Source organism: Thiosulfativibrio zosterae (genome assembly GCF_011398155.1).
Classification (GTDB): Bacteria; Pseudomonadota; Gammaproteobacteria; order Thiomicrospirales; family Thiomicrospiraceae; genus Thiosulfativibrio; species Thiosulfativibrio zosterae.
In genome coordinates, this window is the sequence record NZ_AP021888.1 from 1,639,122 (window position 1) to 1,657,165 (window position 18,044).

Sequence of the window (18,044 nt, forward strand, 5' to 3'; positions counted from 1 at the left end):
CATCATCGCAAAACTTAGCAGACTAAAGTCTGCGCCCCATAGTTTTGCAGGATTTGGGGCGAAGGCTTTAGCCTTCCTTTTGGCATCATCGCAAAACTTTGCAGGCTAAAGCCTGCGCCCCGTATTTCAATCCAATAGGGGCGAGGCCTTTTGATTTAAATTTTTAGAAATGTTTGGGTTAAATCGGGACGATAAACTTCTGTGGCTAGATGTTCTATAGAAACGGTTTCTGTTATTTGCCCTAGCGTTTGCATTTGGGTGAGTATCCATAATGCGTCTTGAATTTTGGGGAGATTGGCGTGATCTTTATAGGGTTTTGCAAACTCAGGCACCAAACGACAGGTTTGACTGGTTGGGTGACAGACTTTTCCAGCAAACGCATATTCCAATGCCGTTTGCGGCACCCCGACATACTCGGGCATAGACAAAAATGTCATTAACTGTGGATGATTTTCAGCCTTATCAATCCAAGCACTGGCTTGATAGAGGGCTTGCACCAATTTGGCGTGCTCTTCAGTATGGATTTCAGCCCATTCTTGAGTAACGCCCAAGACTTTTTCGGGAGCGTTGTTCCAAATTTCATAACCCGTGATTAAGGTCACCCCCACCCCTCCTATAGCGGCATGGCTATTCCAAGGCTCGCCCACACAATAGCCATCAATCACATCTTCTGCCAGGGCTTGCACAACCCGTGCCGGCGGCACTACCATAATTTCGACCTGCTCTAAAGCAATGCCACCACTGACCAACCAGTGATTTAACAAGTAATAATGCATCGAATAGGGAAACACCACTGCAAAACGCAATTTAGGTAAGCCAGCCGCCACACGCTGTTGAATCACTTGAGCCAAAGCACGGGCGGTTTGTTCAGGGGCATCCATTAAATTATCTGCAACCGCTTCTAGCTCGGCAAATACTGAATTAGAAACACTGATGGCATTGCCATTTAACCCAAAAGAATAGGCCGTACAGAGCGGTTTTTTTAGTCCCCCTAACCCTAAAGTGCAAGACATAAGCATGGGCGCAAGCAGGTGCGCAGCTTGGTATTCACCAAACACCAATTTGTCGCGAATATTAGACCAAGACACTTCTTTGCAAAGTTCAACATCCAACCCTAAATTGGCAAAAAACCCTAACTCTTTGGCAACCACAAGGGGCGCACTGTCGGTTAAGGCCGTAAATCCGATTTTTATCTTCTCTGACATCATCATCCCTTTACAACTGCATATCCAATACTTGGATAATATTTTGAGCCACTTCACTGACTGGCTTATTTTGATCCATGGACATTTTCATAATGGCTTTATGCGCCTCGTCTTCTGTGGCTTTTTTATGCTTCATCAGCAAGGCTTTGGCTTTTTGCATTAAGCGACTGGTTTCCAATTCCGATTTGGTTTGTTGTAACTCGTCTTTGAGCGCTTGATACTCGCGAAATCTGGCCACCGCCACTTTCATAATACTTTTGACGCGTTCGGGTTGAACATGGCTTGAAATATAACCACTCACCCCCGAACGAATGGCTTGTTGAATCACCGCTTCGCTTTCTTCATCAGCAAACATCACCACCGGTAAAGGATTGTGTTTATTCAATAAAGACACACTTTCTAACATATCTCTATCAGGGCAATCCGTATCTATCACAATCATGTCGGGCATGACTTGGGCAATTTTCGCCAGTAAACTGGGGCCAGGCGCAACGCGCGAAACCACTTGATAACCTTGGTCTTGTAAGGCTTGACTCAATAACGCTGAACGCGCCGAGTCGTTATCCACTAACATCACTTTCACGATGTTTTCTCCCGAGCTTGCCAGAGTTGTTCCGCTTTTAACAAAGCGCGTTCAGGGGTAAGGTTTTCTAAGCCAACCAAAACCATGGCTAGGGTTTGCAAAATCGTCGCTTGCCCAAAAGCATTTTCAGCTTCCCCTAACCAAACCGCTTTTAGCAAATCCAGCTGCATTTCTTTTGAGGTTGGATCGGCATTTTCAAAGGTTTTGGGCATTAAAAATGACCAGGCCTGGTTGTTTTTGGCGGCCTTGATGTCGGTTTGTTTGTCTGGACGCACTTCTGCTTCGCCGGCATCGCCACAAAACGCTAGGGTTTGTGTTTTGCTGTTGAGTAAAGTAGCGGTGATTTGATGTAAATCGTCATAACCTTTGTGAAAAACCCCATGCACCGAAACCTTGGCATTGAATGGGTTGAGCATTCTGGCCACTGTATGCACTGGCGAACGCAATCCAAGCTCGGCGCGGTGATCCATCAAGACTTTAATCTGCGGCACAAAAGTTTCTGCAGGCACATAGACCAAATTTTGCTGTGTTAAGAGTTCGCCTGCGTGCGTTAAAGAGTTGGCAATCGGCCAATCTAAATACTCAACCACTTCTTGGGTATATAGACGCCCAGTATCGGTGCCAACGATGCCATGCAAACACACCTTATACCCTTGTTGCGCCAACACCTGTAATGCCAATAAATACCAAGGCAAAACCCGTCTTTTACCGGCATAACTGCCCCAATCCAAATCCACTTGAAAAGGCAGTACTGGCGTTTCAAACACTTCTCGCAGGGCTTCCACAAAACCGGCCGCTTCTTCGGGGGTTTCTTCTCGCACGCGTATCAACATTAAAAAAGCACCCAACTGCATATCAGTCACCTTGCCTTGCAAAATTTGCTGCATGGCGGCTTTGGCTTCGGCTTGCGTTAAGCTACGGCGGCGCTTTTGACCGCGCCCGATGGTTTGAATATAAAACTGAAACGGCACTTTATTAGGGGTGTTCATGCGGATTCCTGTGCATAAAATTGTTTTTCTGATTCGCTTAGGGCTTGCGGATTTAATAAGCGTTCTCTCACCCGAATCACCTCGCCCACCACTAACAAGGAAGGCGGCTTAATGGTTTGTTTTTCAATGGTCATGGCCAATTCTCCCAAAGTAGTGACCGTGGTCTTTTGGTTTGCGCGCGTCCCATTTTCAATAATCGCAGCAGGGGTATTGGGGTTCATACCATGCTCCAAAAGTCCGGCTTGAATTTGCGGGGCATTTTTGATGCCCATGTAAAACACCATGGTATCACCTGACTGTGCCAAACGGGCATAATCTACACCCTTGGCTCCGGCTTGCTGATGCCCAGTGACCAACACCACCGACTGCGAAAACTCGCGATGTGTCAGCGGAAAACCGGCATAAGCCGAACAACCTGCCGCAGCGGTAATGCCAGGCACCACTTCAAAAGGCACCTTATGTTTAACCAACAATTCGGCTTCTTCGGCACCGCGTCCAAAAATATAAGGATCGCCACCTTTTAAACGAGCCACCCGCTTACCTTCTTTGGCTAAATCCACCATTAATTGATTGATGTCTTGTTGCGGTAGCTTATGCCATTTATCTTTTTTACCAACATAAATGCGTTCTGCCTCACGGCGCGCCATGTCTATAATTTCGGGGGCGACCAAACGGTCATACAACACCACATCGGCCTGTTGCAATAAGCGCAAGCCTTTAAAGGTCATTAGGTCTGGGTCACCTGGACCAGCGCCAATCAAATAAACTTCACCTTGCGGAATGGATTGGCCTTGCGTTTTAACCTGTTCAAGCGCTTCATCCAAAATGTGTTCGGCTTCTTGTTGCGAACCATGCACGACCTTATCAATAAACAGTCCACTCAGTGTCGCTTCCCAGAAGGCTTTACGCCCATCTAAATCGGCAATCGCATCTTTCACTTTTTGACGATAAGCACCCACCAATTCGGTTAAGCGGCTGAACCCATGCGGAATCAACATTTCCAAGCGGGCCTTCATAATACGCGCTAACACCGGCGAACGGCCACCGGTTGAAACCGCTATGGTCATGGGCGCACGGTCAATAATAGCAGGTAAAATAAAATCACAATACTCGGTTTGATCAGCGACATTCACTGGCACTTCTAGGGCTTTAAAGGTGTGATACACCGTCAGATTCACCGCTTGATCATCGGTGGCGCAAATCACTAATTTGGGTTTGGGCATCTCCGCAATTAACTCAGTTTCAAATTCTGCCATGTGCCACACAATATGACCATGCGATAAATGAAACTTCATTTCATTGCCCAGCTTGGGTGCAATCACGGTCACTATGGCGCCCGACTTGATAAACAAATCTGCCTTACGCGCTGCCACCGCGCCGCCGCCCACAATTAAACAGGGTTGATTTTTGATATTGATAAATATTGGTAAATAATCCATAGCTAACTTCTTTGTTAAGACAATTGAGTCACTTGCGACGCTAAAATTTCGGTGAGTTCTGGCACACAACTCCCACAATTCGTGCCGGCCTTTAAGGCTTTGCCGAGGGCTTCCACCGTGGTTAGGTTTTGCTGTTGCATGGCTTCTAAAATGGTATTGATGCCAACGCCATAACAGGCGCAAATGGTTTTGCCCACATCCTTAACACCCGATGCACTGCCCGCCAAAATGCTGCGGCGGTTAAAGTCGTTGATTTGGGTTGCCGAAAATAAGTCGCCCAACCAGCTACGCGAAGGCAGCTGATGGCTGGGCGCTATAAATACCACCCCAACCAATCTGCCATCAGACAAAACCGCTGCACGATAATGCCCAGCACGAGCATCTTCATACTCTAAAAAATCCTGATTTTCCTGCCAGTTTAGGCTTAATTTTGCCCAGGCCTGGTTATTTTTAGGCCAGTTTTTACCCGCAATTTCAATTCGGGTAAAGGCCTTGCCGGTTATTTTTGCCCAATAATCCAAGGCTTCTGTTTGATTGATTTGCACCGCGCTGAGTTGCTGGGTGGTTAAGATAAATCCGTGCCATGAGACTTCAAAAGGCACGATATTGACCACCGAATGTTTGGACTCTGGTTGCCCAGATAAGGCATCCACCCTAGGTGCTACGCAAACATCTGCACGACCTTGGCTGGCATATTGCGCTGTCCAGTGCATGGGGGCAAAGAGTTCGCCGGGTCTTTGAGAGTCACTGATTTCCACTCGCCCAACATACTCACCATAGGTATTAAACACTTTGGCTAAAGCACCTGCTTTTAAGGCTAATTTTTCAGCATCTAACGGGTGAACCGTGACATAGGGTTCATCAATATGTGCCATGAGTTTGGGCGTTTTAGCGGTGCGTGTCATGGTATGCCATTGATCACGAATACGCCCCGTATTAAATATAAAAGGCGCTTCTGCAGAGGGCTTACTAAAAGGGGCTTGTGGGGTAATGGCAATCAATTTTGCTTTACGATTTGGCGTAAAAAACAAGCCATCCTCAAACATGCGTTTTTTGCCTTTTGGATGTTGCGCATTCACAGGCCATTGAACGGGTTTAAAATCGGCATACTCTTGTGCGGTGATTTGCGAAAATGCGGAGATATCAAAATCACGACTGCCATTATTTTCAAACCCAGACAGCTGGGCGTGCTCTCTAAAAATATCGACTGCCGATCTATAATCAAACGCTTCTGGCCAGCCCATTTTTTTGGCCACTTCAGCTAAAATCCACCAATCAGGACGCGCCAATTCTGGGCCTTGGGTAAACTGGCGTTGTATCGAAAGGGTTCTATCCGAATTGGTCACTGCGCCATCGGTTTCCCCCCAAGTGAGTGCGGGTAACAAAATATTGCCAACGGCGGTGGTATCTGTGTGTTGATTGCAATCTTGCACTATGACGGTATCACAAGCTTGTAAAGCGGCTTTCACCGCATCGGCATTGGGCATAGACACCACGGGATTGGTGTTCATAATCCAAATGGCTTTAATTTTGCCCTCGGCCACGGCATTAAACATGTCCACCGCTTTCAAACCATTTTGTTGTGCCATATTGGGCGCCTGCCAAAAGCGTCGCACCAAATCGATATGCGCAGGATTGGCAAAATCCATGTGCGCTGCCAATTGATTGGCCAAACCACCCACTTCACGCCCGCCCATCGCATTGGGTTGCCCCGTAATTGAAAAAGGCCCAGCCCCTTCTTTACCAATACGCCCTGTCGCCAAATGACAGTTAATAATCGCATTGGATTTATCCACGCCTGTGGTGGATTGATTGACACCTTGCGAATAAAGCGTAACCATTTTAGGGGTTTTGGCGGCTAAATTTAACCAGGCCTGGAGGTCTTTAAGGGGCAAATCACATTGCTTTGCCAAAGCTTCAAGATCGCCCTGTAAACTTTGTGCCTGCGCTAAAGCGGCTTCAAATCCCTCAGTGTGCTGCTGAATGTACTCGGAATCAAGCGCATCGTTTTGTGCTAAATACGCCAATAAGCCATTAAATAATGCCGCATCCATGCCGGGTTTAATGGCTAAATGGATATCAGCGATATCACAAGTGGCAGTGCGGCGCGGATCAATCACCACCACTTTTAAGTTTGGGCGCGCCTTTTTAACCGCTGCAATCCGCTGATACACAATGGGATGCGCCCAAGCGGTATTAGAACCGACGATGGTAATTAAATCGGCATGGTCTAAGTCTTCATAAGAACAAGGCACGGTATCAGAACCAAATGCGCGCTTATAGCCCACCACGGCTGAGGCCATGCACAAGCGTGAATTGGTATCAATATTAGCCGTGCCGATAAACCCTTTAATCAGTTTATTGGCGACATAATAGTCTTCGGTTAAAAATTGACCCGACACATAAAATGCCACCGCATCCGGGCCATATTCTTGAATAATTTGGGTGAGTCGTGAAGCGACTTCGGAAATGGCGGTCTGCCAATCAACGGTTTCCCCGTTAATTTGAGGGGCGAGCATACGGCCTTCAAAGCCAGTGGTTTCGCCAGCCGATGAACCTTTAACACAAAGTTTGCCAAAGTTGGCTGGATGCAACTTGTCGCCCAACACTTTAACCTCTAAACCTTTAAGAGTCGTTTTGGTGGATACCTGCATACCGCAGCCTACGCCGCAATAGGGACAGTTAGTTTCAACCGTGTGAGTTTTGTTGGATGGATTCAAAGTGACACCTAATCTCGAGTAAAAAAAAAGCCCACCCAGTTCGATTGAACGGGGTGAGCTTCAACACTCTAACCTTATGAAAATGAAAACGAAAATTGCTCTGCTTCGCGCCTAAGATATAACAGACTATAGACCAACTTTAATAGAACTATAAAAATCAATTACTTAGAGTTAATAGATTTAAAAAGCCACTTTAAAAGATGCTTGCTTTAAATCGATATGCACCAAAAAGACTTCAAAATTTTTCTTTCGGTGCATTCTAGAAAATCCGTTATCAAACTTTAAATTTGGCCATCACACCAGCAAAGTCTTGCGCTTGCTGACTCATAGATTCTGCATCTTCTGAGGCCTCTGCCACTATATGTGTACTTTGTTGGGTTTCTTGGTCAATGCGGGCAATGGTTTTATTGACCTGCGAAATTTCTTGCGATTGCTGATTCAGTGCCAAACTCATTTGCGCAATCAAGGTTCCAACCTGATTAATGTTTTGGTTGATTTCGTTAAACGAATCATTGGTTTGATGCACCAACTCTGTTCCTGAATGAATTTGCTCAGTGGTGTTTTGAATGAGTGATTTGATGTCTTTAGCCGCTTCGGCTGATTTTTGAGCCAGGTTACGCACCTCGCCTGCAACCACCGCAAATCCTCGTCCATGCTCACCTGCACGCGCCGCTTCAACCGCCGCATTTAAGGCCAATAAGTTGGTTTGGAAAGCAATGCCATCAATTAAGTTCACAATATCATTAATTTGCGCGCTGGCTTGTTTGATAGACTCCATGGCTTGGGTGGTTCTTTGCATCACCTCAATACCCGATTGCGATGCCGTAACCGTTTGATTGGTTAAATCGTTGGCCTCTTGAGAATTTTGTGCCGTTTGCGTAACCACCTTGGTAATGTCTGAAACCGCTAAAGCCGTATCTTGCAAAATATTGGCTTGTTGCTGAGAGCGCGCCATTAAGTCATGACTGTTAGCGGCGATTTTAGAAGCCGATTGAGAAACAATCCCAGAAAGTTGATTGGCTTCATTAATTAAAGTGTTTACATTATTCAAAGACTCATTCATGCCCTTTTGCAAATCGGCTAAACGTCCTTTAAAGTCACCCTTAACCTGTTGGGTTAAATCGCCTTCACTTTGCGCTTGTACCGATTTAAAAATAGACTCAATAGATTGATTGACCTGCGTTAACGCCATATTTAAATTGGTTTTTAAAAGGTTTAATTCACCGGTCATCTCAGCTTGAATAGGCTTATTAAATTGACCCAACGACATTTGTTTGGCCACTTGATTAATTTCTGTAATCGCTTGATTAACCTGTAACAGGGTATTTTTTTCTAGTTGTAACAGCTCTTGAAATTGCCCAGAAAAGTGATCCGGAATTTTAAGATCAACATTAAACTCACCCTTAGACAAATGTAAAAGCCCAACCTCTAAATGCTGTATTGCGCTAGAAACCGTTTCCAAACTGGCATTCATGGAATCCTTGAGGCGATCCATTTCTGCCCCAATTTCGTACTCTACCTTGGCATCAAAATTCCCACTGGCCAGTGATTTAACCGATTCGTTGATTGAGTTAATGGCATATTGCGACATGTTCATTAAGTGGTTAAACGCCAAGGCAATTTTGTAGGTTTCATCATGACTGAGAGGCATTTTAATGCGCATATCTAAACGCCCAGACTCCATAAAACAACGCATTTTTGCCAAAGGATCTTTAATGGATTTAAACCCTATAAACACAAAGATTAAGATGGATACGATTAATATCGTGACCAATCCAGTGAGTATCCAAAAAACGCTTTGCGCTTTTTGATAAGCCTGTAATATTTTAAGATTTAGCGCATCCGCTAAAGCATCATCCACCACTTTTAATTGGTTAATTTTAGCCGTAATCGTATCAAACCAATCTTGTGCATTTATGCCAAAACCGCCTGTCAAATTGCGCTCTTTGGCGACCGCTCGCATCTCTTCAACTTTATTAAAAGACTCATCTTTAATCGCACGGTCGTAAACCGCTAAATTATCAGGCGTTGCATGGGATTTAAAGTTTTGCATATAGGTGTTTTGTTCGGAGACCAACCCTAAAAACCGCTCGTAAAACCCAGGAGCAAACTTGTCTTGGGCAAAGGTATTGGTTAAAACAGCACGCTCAATCCCTGCTCTTTCCTTAGATTGCAAAAATGAAGAGTAGGCAAACAAATCGTTAGAAAGCTGAGGGTCTTTTGAAATTTTGCTGAGCGATGCCACGCTGTCTAACATTTTGGCGTTTAAACTGGTGTAAAAGCTTAAGGCTTTTGGTACGGCAATTTGCAAGTTATCCACCGCTTTACGAGTGGGCTCCAACTGATTCAATTGATTGAGTATGGCTTTGACTTGTTCGCCAATCAAGTCTGATTTTTGCAATTGGTGTTCTTTCACAAAACGCTCAAAATCAGCACGACGCGCATCAAAGAGTCGTCGTTCGTCAGGTAATTGGGTTTTAAATTTCTCGCCTTTAGAACCCAAATAACCTGCGGTCATCCCGCGTTCTTTTTGCGATTCATGCACCCACAAACTATAAATGGCAGCAAATTCGGTGTAGACCTTCATCTCTTGCATATTATGTTGGGTTTGATAAGCATCTTTGATAAACCAGCCCGCCAAGATGACTGCAACCAATAAAGGAGGCAGAGTAGCCATAAAAAATTTGCCGGCAATGCTAAATTTTTGCATCCATACAATGGGATTAATCCAATTAAGCAAGGAGTTAGCGCCATAAATAGGGTAACCATTCACCAATTTTGCTTTACCCGCTTCGATATCGGCATAGAGTTGTGTGGCTTGTTGAATTTGAGCTTCGGAAGCAGGCGTTCTCACAGAAACATAACCGACCAGCTTTCCCGCTTCGTAGATTGGTGAAGTATTGGCTTCTACCCAGTAGGCATCACCTGATTTAGATCGATTTTTGACGATGGCATTCCAGTCTAAACCTGCTTTGATGGTTTGCCATAAGTCTGCAAACACCTGCTTAGGAACATCAGGATGGCGAATTATATTATGAGGTTGGCCAACCATTTCTTCGGCATTGCCATAACCAGATACTTCAACAAAGTCGGGAGAAACATGGGTTAAGGTTCCATGCAAGTCTGTTTTGGAAATTAACACAGCTTCTTCTGGAATGATGATTCGTCCATTTTGAACTTGTAACATAGCAACCCTGCCTTTTCTAAATCGGTAATGAAAACTGGAGAAGAATTTTTTTCTTCAAGTAATACTAAATTTTATATCGACCAATTGCAATAAAAGCTTATAAAGCAGTTTTAGAAATTTTGTGGCTCCTTACACCTCAATAAACACCCTATTATTTTTAAGTTGCACAGGATAGTTTTGCAAAACAACGCCCTCTTTATCCATACATGCGCCGGTTTCTAAGTTGTAATGTAACTTTTGTAAGGGCGAGGCAACCATGGGTTGTCCTTTTAAATCACCAATCATACCGCGCGACATCACATTAGCCTTACCCACGGGATCATAATTATTCAGGGCATAGACTTTGCCTGCCAACAAAAACAATGCGATTTGGGTGTCTTTTACCAAAGCAGCTACGCCTGCACCTTCTACCAAATCTTGTAAACCACACACCTCAATCCATTCTGACATTTTTAACCTCTGTTTCTGCGTTAAAAGGCCTGAAATTTAACCAGCACCCTAAAGGGCATAAAGCCTGGTTATTTTGGGGCCACTTTTTAGTTTATTTAGGCAATTTGTTTAATTTCAACCGCAATGCCAGACAGCTTTTCAGCTTCGGTGGCTGGGCGAATTTGACCTCGCTCTTGCACAAATAATTGCGGCGCGGGTGTATCCACGTTCACAAAAGAGCGGAAGCGCTTGGTAAACTCAGGATTTTCAATGGCCGTTTTCCAGTCACAGCGATAAGTTTGATGAATCGCTTCCATTTGGGCTTCAAACTGCTCACCCAAGCCTAACGAATCTTCAATTACTACTTTTTTGACATACTCTATGCCGCCCTCTAGGTTATCCAGCCAAGTGGCGGTGCGTTGCAAACGGTCGGCGGTTTTGATGTAAAACATCAGCAGTCTATCAATGTATTTAAACACTTCTTCTTTGCTGAGATTGGTAGCAAACAAATCGGCATGACGCGGTTTCATGCCTCCATTACCGCACACAAACAGGTTCCAGCCACTTTCGGTAGAAATTAAGCCGATGTCTTTGGCCTGCGCCTCGGCACATTCACGGGTACAGCCAGACACGCCCATTTTGAGTTTGTGTGGCGAACGCAATCCTTTGTAACGGTTTTCAAGTTCAATTGCCATGGTCACAGAATCGTCTAATCCAAAACGACACCAGGTTGACCCCACGCAAGACTTCACGGTGCGCAAGGCTTTGGCATAGGCTTGCCCAGATTCAAATCCGGCATCAATCAAAATTTTCCATATTGCGGGCAAATCATTCATCTGCGCGCCAAACAACACAATGCGTTGCCCACCGTTGACTTTGGTATAGAGCTTATATTTTTGTGCCACTTCACCTAAAACTATCAGTTTTTCGGGGGTAATTTCGCCGCCTGGCACGCGTGGAATCACTGAATAGGTGCCATCTTTTTGCATATTGCCCAGATAGTTATCATTGGTATCTTGTAACGGAATTTTGTCTTTTTCTAAGGCATAGCTGTTCCAAAGCGAGGCAAAAATACTGCCTGCCGCTTGCTTGCAAACTTCGCACCCACTGCCTTTACCATGCTGATGAATTAATGATGCAAAGTCTTTAATTTCTTCCACTTGACATAGGTGATACAACTCTTGGCGCGTATAGGCAAAATGCTCACAGATATCGGTATTGACTTCGACGCCCAGTTTTTCAAGCTCACTGTTCATCACCGAAGTGACCAACTGCACACAACCCCCACAGCCTGTGCCGGCTTGCGTGGTGGCTTTAATATCGCTTAGTGTGCAACAACCGCCCTTAACGGCTGTCGCAATTTCGCCCTTAGAAACATCATAACAAGAGCAAATTTGAGCCGTTTCTGGCAGGGCATCTGGGCCAAACAAATCATTGGATGCGCCATCCCGATTGGGCAAAATCAATGCATCTGGGTGTTCGGGTAAATCCATGTCATTGAGCATGATTTGCAAAAGGTTGCTAAAGTCACTGGCATCTCCCACCAATACGGCACCTAATAATTTTTTACCATTTGGGCTGACCACAATTTTTTTGTAAATTTCATCTGGACCGTTTTCGTATATATAAGATAAAGCGCCTTCATCTTTGCCATGTGGGTCACCAATCGAGCCGACATCTATCCCCATTAGCTTCAACTTGGTGCTCATATCCGCACCTTCAAAAGTGCCGGGTTTGTTATTTAACTGGTTCACCACCGCTGCCGCCATGGCATAACCTGGTGCAACCAATCCATAAATCATACCGTTATAGAGTGCGCACTCACCAATCGCATAAATGTCAGGGTCTGAAGTTAAGCATTCGCTATTAATTAAAATACCGCCGCGGGGTCCCAGTTCCAAGCCCATTTCTTTTGCCAAATCATCACGCGGACGAATCCCCGCGCTGAATAAAATCATGTCGGTTTCTAAGGTTTGCCCATCGGCAAACACCATTTTGTTTAAACTGCTTTCGCCCTCAACAATTTCGGTGGTGGCTTTGGAGGTATGCACCTTGACGCCTAATTTTTGAATTTTGCGTTTCAGTAAAGCAGCACCCCCCTCGTCTAACTGCACCGGCATCAATCTTGGCGCAAACTCCACCACATGGGTTTCTAAGCCTAAATCAACCAGCGCCTTAGCCGCTTCTAGCCCTAATAAACCGCCACCCACGACCACACCTACCTTGCCTTTGGCAGCGGTGGCTTTCATGGCTTCTAGATCCTCAATGGTGCGATACACCAAACAGCCTTCTCGATCATTACCCTTAATCGGTGGCACAAAGGGATAAGAACCCGTTGCCATAATCAATTTGTCGTAGCTAACCACTTCACCCTTGGAGGAAGTAACTGTTTTTGCAACTCTATCAACGGCAACAGCTTTGTCGTCTAATAACACTTGAATGTGATTATCTTCGTAAAACCCTGGTTTTACCAACGACAAATCTTCAGCGGTTTTGCCCGAAAAATAAGACGATAAATACACACGGTCGTAAGCCAGACGCGGCTCTTCACAAAAGGTGGTGATGCTGACCTCTGATTTGCCAGAAGCCACCAGCTTTTCAATAAAGTTATGACCCACCATTCCGTTACCAATAACGACTATTTTTTGTGACATACTGAACTCCTAATACGATTGATAACCCTGGCCAAATACCAAAGTGTCTCTAAATTTTGAAATATCGGTTTGCTGTTGCAACAATCCAAAATACCACTGGGCATCCGTAGTATCGCCAAATAAAACAGTGCCAACTAATTGATTGTCCTTGACCACCATTTTGCGATAAATGCCTTTTGCCGAATCTCGGTAGATAAGCGTTGCAGAATTTGGAGATTCTTTAAAATCACCCGCCGAAAATAATTCAATCCCCGTGACTTTAAGCTGGGTGGCTGTCAATGAACCTTGATAACTCGCCGCTTCACCGACTAAGGTTTTTGCCAAGACTTCTGCTTGCTCAAATAAAGGGGCGACCAACCCATAAACCTGCCCACGATGTTCGGTACATTCACCCAAAGCATAAATATTAGGTACCGATGTTTTGAGTTGGTCATCGACTAAAACGCCACGCTGAACAGCCAAACCTGATTGTTTAGCAAGATCTGTATTGGGTTGAATACCCGCAGCCATGACCACCAAGTCCGCTTTAAGCTCTGAGCCATCGCTAAATTGCACAGCTGTAATTCTATCTGACCCTAAAAAGGCTGAGGTTTGTTGATTCATGCAAAACTCTAAGCCGCGCGCGGCTAAACTTTGTTGCAGCAAATGACCGGCTTCTGCATCCATTTGCTGACTCATCAAAATAGGCCCACGATGCACCACCGTGACTTTCATCCCCTGCTTTTGCAGCCCATAAGCCGCTTCAAGCCCTAGCAAACCGCCGCCAATCACCACGGCATGTTGATATTGTTTAGATAAAGCAATCATGCGATTCACATCTCGAATATCCCTAAAACTAACCAGGCCTGGTAATTCTGAGCCAGGAATAGGCAAGATAACGGGTTTTGAACCGGTAGCGATGATTAAATCATCGTAAGGATAAATTTGACCTAAATCGGAAGTGACTGTTTTTTGTTGAGTATCAATAGATTTTATGGTGGTACTGCTGTGTAAATGAATGCCATGATTCATAAACCAGGTTGCATTGTGAGTAACGATATCTTGGAAAGACTTTTCACCTGCAAGCACAGGAGAAAGCATGATTCGATTATAGCCAGCAGCAGATTCTTTATTAAATACACGAATGTCAAAAGCCTGCGGGGCCAGTTGTAAGAGGTGGTCTAGAAAACGGTTGCCCGCCATCCCAGACCCTATGAGTATGAGTTTGCGCGCCATCACCGTTTCCTTCAAATTTTTACTAACTATAACACTTAGCGTGCCAAGTTTTTATTCACTTGTTTATCAACAAGTTACATTTTTTAATGACAAATATATTTGGTTATTTGCCCCATTTCAATTTCAAAAGTGGTGCAAAATTTCCAAAATATTACTGAACTTTCTCTTTTAAAGCATTTTCTTCTAAAGCCGCAATCACATTGCAAATCTCAGTCGCTATGTCTGCAATCTTCTTACCTTGATCCATCGCCATTTTCCGCATGGTGCTATAAGCCACATCCTCGGTCATGTGTTTATATTGCACCAACAAACCCTTGGCCTTTTCAATGACTGCGCGCTGTGAAAGTTTATCTTTAACTTGCGCTAATTCTTTTTTAACCGCTTGGCACTCGTTGAAACGCATCATGGCCACATCCAGAATGGGTTTTAGGCGTTTAACATCTTTACCTTCAACGATATAGGCGGTAACACCCGCTTTTACGGATTTTTCAATAATCTTGGTATCGCGTTCTTCACTAAAACATACGATGGGTTTAGGGCAGTATTCATTAGCAAATGAAAATTGTTCAAACAACATGGCAGTGGGTTTTTTGATATCCAAAACGATTAAGTCAGGGGAAAACTCATTCATTAACTTGAGTATATTTTCACTCACAGATGCCACATGCACCTTTTTTGCACCAGACATGATTAGCCCAGCATGCATTTCATCGGCAGACGACTCATCTGTCACTAACAACACTTCAAAATTAGAACGCATCTTTGCTCTCTCCCAAAATCTAACTGAATGAATGTGGTAGATAAAACAGGAATTAAACCAAAATAGCTTTTAAGTTATTTTTCAATGAGTTAACTATAAAATTAGCATCTAAGACAGCATCAGTGAAGTAGATTTGCACCAAAAGAGAATAATAAAATTTCAGATTGGAAGAAGTTAAAGTATTAGAGGCATTAGAAGAAAATGGTGGGTCGTGCGCGATTCGAACGCGCGACCAATTGGTTAAAAGCCAACTGCTCTACCGGCTGAGCTAACGACCCGGAAAGGTATTTAAAGTTTTGAACTTTAAAAGGATTTGAGATATTTCAGACTGTCCATTTAGGAAAATGGTGGGTCGTGCGCGATTCGAACGCGCGACCAATTGGTTAAAAGCCAACTGCTCTACCGGCTGAGCTAACGACCCGTCTGGAATGGGGCGTATTATACAATCCCAGCGCCTTTTGGCAAGCCATTTTTGACATTTTTTTTACATTTAAATGGCATAGGGAGTGGGGTCGTCAAGCCCTGCTTCTCTAAACCCTTGTTTTCTCAACAAACATGAATCACATTGACCACAGGCCAGCCCTTCTGAATTAGCCTGATAACAGGATACTGTTTTTGCATAATCCACCCCTAAAGCAACCCCTTGTTGGATAATCTCGGCTTTGCTTAAATGAATTAAAGGGGTTTGAATTTTGACTTTATGCCCTTCTAGAGCAGCCTGGGTCGCCAAATTGGCCATGGTTTCAAAAGCAGCAATATACTCTGGGCGACAATCTGGATAACCCGAATAATCAACGGCGTTAACCCCAATAAAAATATCTAAAGCGCCGACGACTTCCGCCAAGGCTAAGGCGTAAGACAAAAACACGGTATTACGAGCTGGCACATAGGTAATGGGGACAGTTTCAGATAAACCACCGGTAGGTACCGCAATATCCATATCGGTTAAAGCTGAGCCGCCTATGGCGTTCATATTCATTTGCATGACGCGATGGGTTTTGGCATGAAACTGCTCAGCAATTCTAACGGCCGCATCCAATTCCGAACGATGGCGCTGACCATAATCAAAACTCATGGTGTGGCACTCATAACCCTGAGCAGTTGCAATCGCCAAAACCGTGGCAGAATCTAATCCACCAGACAATAAAACGATGGCTTTTTTAACTTCATTAAAAGAGGATGTGCTTGGCTTCATATTATTTAACCAACCCTTCAATTCTGGTTTTGGCTTTTGCGGCTATGGTTGAATCGGGATGTTGTTTAATGAGTGATTCATAGAGCGCTTTGGCTTGTGATTTTTGATTGGTATCTCTTAAGGTATCTGCCTGACGCAGCATTGCGGCAGGCTTTTTAGACGAATCTGGATAGAGCGTTTGCACCACATCAAATGCGGCTATGGCCTTGTCTTTTTCACCCGAAATCAAATAGCCTTCGCCAGCCCAATAAGCGGCGTTACTTGAAAGAATGCTTTCTGGATAGCTTTTACGGAAATCTTCAAAAGCCTGAATCGACTCAGCATATTGTTTCTTTTTCATTAAATCGAAAGCCGCTTGATAAGCTGCTTTTTCTTCATCAGTTGCAGGGCGAGTTTTGATAGCCGTTGGATTAGCAACCGGTGAGACTTTCTCAGGTTTTACTTGAACCTGCGGAGTCGCTGGCTCAGCAGCTTGAGGCGTTTTATCAACTGGCGGTAGAGAAGCATCCGTCACACTGACCGGTAAAATCGCTGGCGTTAAAGGCACCGAGGTTGCCTCGGGTATCAGGTCATTTGGCATCGTTTCTGCATGACCAGGATTTCGATCTGCCTCTAGTTCGGTTAAGCGCGCATCAGAATCTCGGTAACGCTTGCCCGCTTGCTCTTTGAAATTTTTTAAATCAAATTGCAAACGGTCGATTTGGTCATACAAGCCCTGAATTTCACGCTGTTGATCTGCTAAACGACGACTTAACTGCAATAAAACAGGGTTATCAGCCATACGCTCTAAACGCTCTATGCGGTTTTGGAGATCCGTTGTATCCACTTGTGTTTTAACTGCAGGTGTTGTCGCTTGAGCCGTCGTATTAGGTTTAAACTCTGCTGCAGTGGCGTTGATACTCAACGTACTTAGCGCCAGCATTATAGATAAACATAAAGAATGTTTTTTAAACTCTGTCACACGATTCATGGGGTGAAATCCTTTAAGATTTTCAATTATTAACGAAACTGATTACAGAAAGACCTTTGCAAAAATCTCACTGACTAATACTAAACTCAACGCGACGATTTTGTGCCCAAGCTTCTTCGGTTTGTTCATCAATCACCGGCATTTCTTCACCCATGGTCACCAGACTAATGCGTGATTCATTCACACCGTATAACATAAAAATTTCTTTCACTGACTTGGCGCGTTTTTCGCCTAAGGCTAGATTATACTCGGGCGTTCCGCGGGCATCTGTGTGACCGGTTAAGGTAATTTTTTCTGCCAAATTTTGATTTAAATATTCTGCATAGTGCACGATGGTCGCCATATTTTGCTCATCTATGGCACTTTGGTCATAGCCAAAATACACAACAGGTCTAAACGTTTTGGCTGCCATGTCTTGTTGCTTGCGAATTTCTTCATCCGTTAAACTTTGAGCCTCTAAAGCAGAGTTTTGTGCCGCTTCATCAACCGCACCAATCACTTCAACTGGGGCTTTTTCGAAAGGCGCATTGCCTTTGTCGATGGTATTTTCATCCATTTGCCCTTCTGGCGTAATGGCTGTGGCATCATCATCTGAAGGTTGCGTTTGAGCGCCGCCACCACAAGCACTTAATAAGGTCACAAGAGAGAATGCAAAAATAAGATTTAATGTTTTCATAGGGTTTCCTTTATTGGGACAA

General features: G+C 44.4%; 13 protein-coding genes and 2 tRNA genes. All 15 read right to left on the bottom strand.

Translation table 11 applies throughout. The annotated features are described in order from the left end of the window. Window positions 1-155: 155 nt before the first annotated feature. Window positions 156-1,205, bottom strand: a complete 1,050-nt coding sequence (locus tag THMIRH_RS07525) for a CmpA/NrtA family ABC transporter substrate-binding protein (protein ID WP_173291507.1) — start codon at window positions 1,203-1,205, stop codon at window positions 156-158. A gap of 10 nt (window positions 1,206-1,215) precedes the next feature. Next, entirely contained in the window at window positions 1,216-1,779 is a 564-nt protein-coding gene (locus THMIRH_RS07530) for an ANTAR domain-containing response regulator (protein ID WP_173292437.1), read from the bottom strand. A 5-nt stretch (window positions 1,780-1,784) separates the two neighbouring features. Next, window positions 1,785-2,777 carry a glycosyl transferase family protein gene (locus THMIRH_RS07535; protein ID WP_173291508.1) on the bottom strand — a complete coding sequence of 331 codons (993 nt, stop codon included), beginning with the start codon at window positions 2,775-2,777 and terminating at the stop codon, window positions 1,785-1,787. Beyond that, on the bottom strand, window positions 2,774-4,216 hold the full coding sequence (gene cysG / locus THMIRH_RS07540) for a siroheme synthase CysG (protein ID WP_173291509.1): 1,443 nt from the start codon (window positions 4,214-4,216) through the stop codon (window positions 2,774-2,776). Before cysG ends, THMIRH_RS07535 begins: the two co-directional genes overlap by 4 nt. Before the next feature lie 14 nt (window positions 4,217-4,230). Beyond that, the gene (locus THMIRH_RS07545) at window positions 4,231-6,936 is read right to left on the bottom strand and encodes a nitrate reductase (protein ID WP_279585846.1); all 2,706 of its coding nucleotides are present in this window, start codon (window positions 6,934-6,936) and stop codon (window positions 4,231-4,233) included. Between the two features lie 274 nt (window positions 6,937-7,210). Further along, window positions 7,211-10,123 (bottom strand): nitrate- and nitrite sensing domain-containing protein, encoded by a 2,913-nt coding sequence (locus THMIRH_RS07550; protein ID WP_173291510.1) that lies wholly within the window; start codon window positions 10,121-10,123, stop codon window positions 7,211-7,213. A 129-nt stretch (window positions 10,124-10,252) separates the two neighbouring features. Then, window positions 10,253-10,573, bottom strand: coding sequence for a nitrite reductase small subunit NirD (gene nirD, locus THMIRH_RS07555; RefSeq protein WP_173291511.1), 321 nt, complete (start codon window positions 10,571-10,573; stop codon window positions 10,253-10,255). A 95-nt stretch (window positions 10,574-10,668) separates the two neighbouring features. Continuing rightward, complete coding sequence (gene nirB, locus THMIRH_RS07560) at window positions 10,669-13,206, bottom strand: nitrite reductase large subunit NirB (RefSeq protein ID WP_173291512.1); 2,538 nt, start codon at window positions 13,204-13,206, stop codon at window positions 10,669-10,671. 9 nt (window positions 13,207-13,215) lie between these two features. Then, window positions 13,216-14,421, bottom strand: coding sequence for an NAD(P)/FAD-dependent oxidoreductase (locus THMIRH_RS07565; protein WP_173291513.1), 1,206 nt, complete (start codon window positions 14,419-14,421; stop codon window positions 13,216-13,218). A 151-nt stretch (window positions 14,422-14,572) separates the two neighbouring features. Further along, entirely contained in the window at window positions 14,573-15,181 is a 609-nt protein-coding gene (locus tag THMIRH_RS07570) for an ANTAR domain-containing response regulator (protein WP_173291514.1), read from the bottom strand. A gap of 202 nt (window positions 15,182-15,383) precedes the next feature. Continuing rightward, window positions 15,384-15,459, bottom strand: a tRNA-Lys gene (locus THMIRH_RS07575). A gap of 67 nt (window positions 15,460-15,526) precedes the next feature. Then, window positions 15,527-15,602, bottom strand: a tRNA-Lys gene (locus THMIRH_RS07580). A 69-nt stretch (window positions 15,603-15,671) separates the two neighbouring features. Beyond that, on the bottom strand, window positions 15,672-16,376 hold the full coding sequence (gene queC / locus THMIRH_RS07585; protein ID WP_173291515.1) for a 7-cyano-7-deazaguanine synthase QueC: 705 nt from the start codon (window positions 16,374-16,376) through the stop codon (window positions 15,672-15,674). Window position 16,377: 1 nt separating this feature from the next. Further along, window positions 16,378-17,346: a tol-pal system protein YbgF gene (gene ybgF, locus THMIRH_RS07590; RefSeq protein WP_173291516.1), complete on the bottom strand. Its 969-nt coding sequence runs from the start codon at window positions 17,344-17,346 to the stop codon at window positions 16,378-16,380. Window positions 17,347-17,413: 67 nt separating this feature from the next. Then, window positions 17,414-18,022, bottom strand: coding sequence for an OmpA family protein (locus THMIRH_RS07595; protein ID WP_173291517.1), 609 nt, complete (start codon window positions 18,020-18,022; stop codon window positions 17,414-17,416). Between the last annotated feature and the right edge of the window lie 22 nt (window positions 18,023-18,044).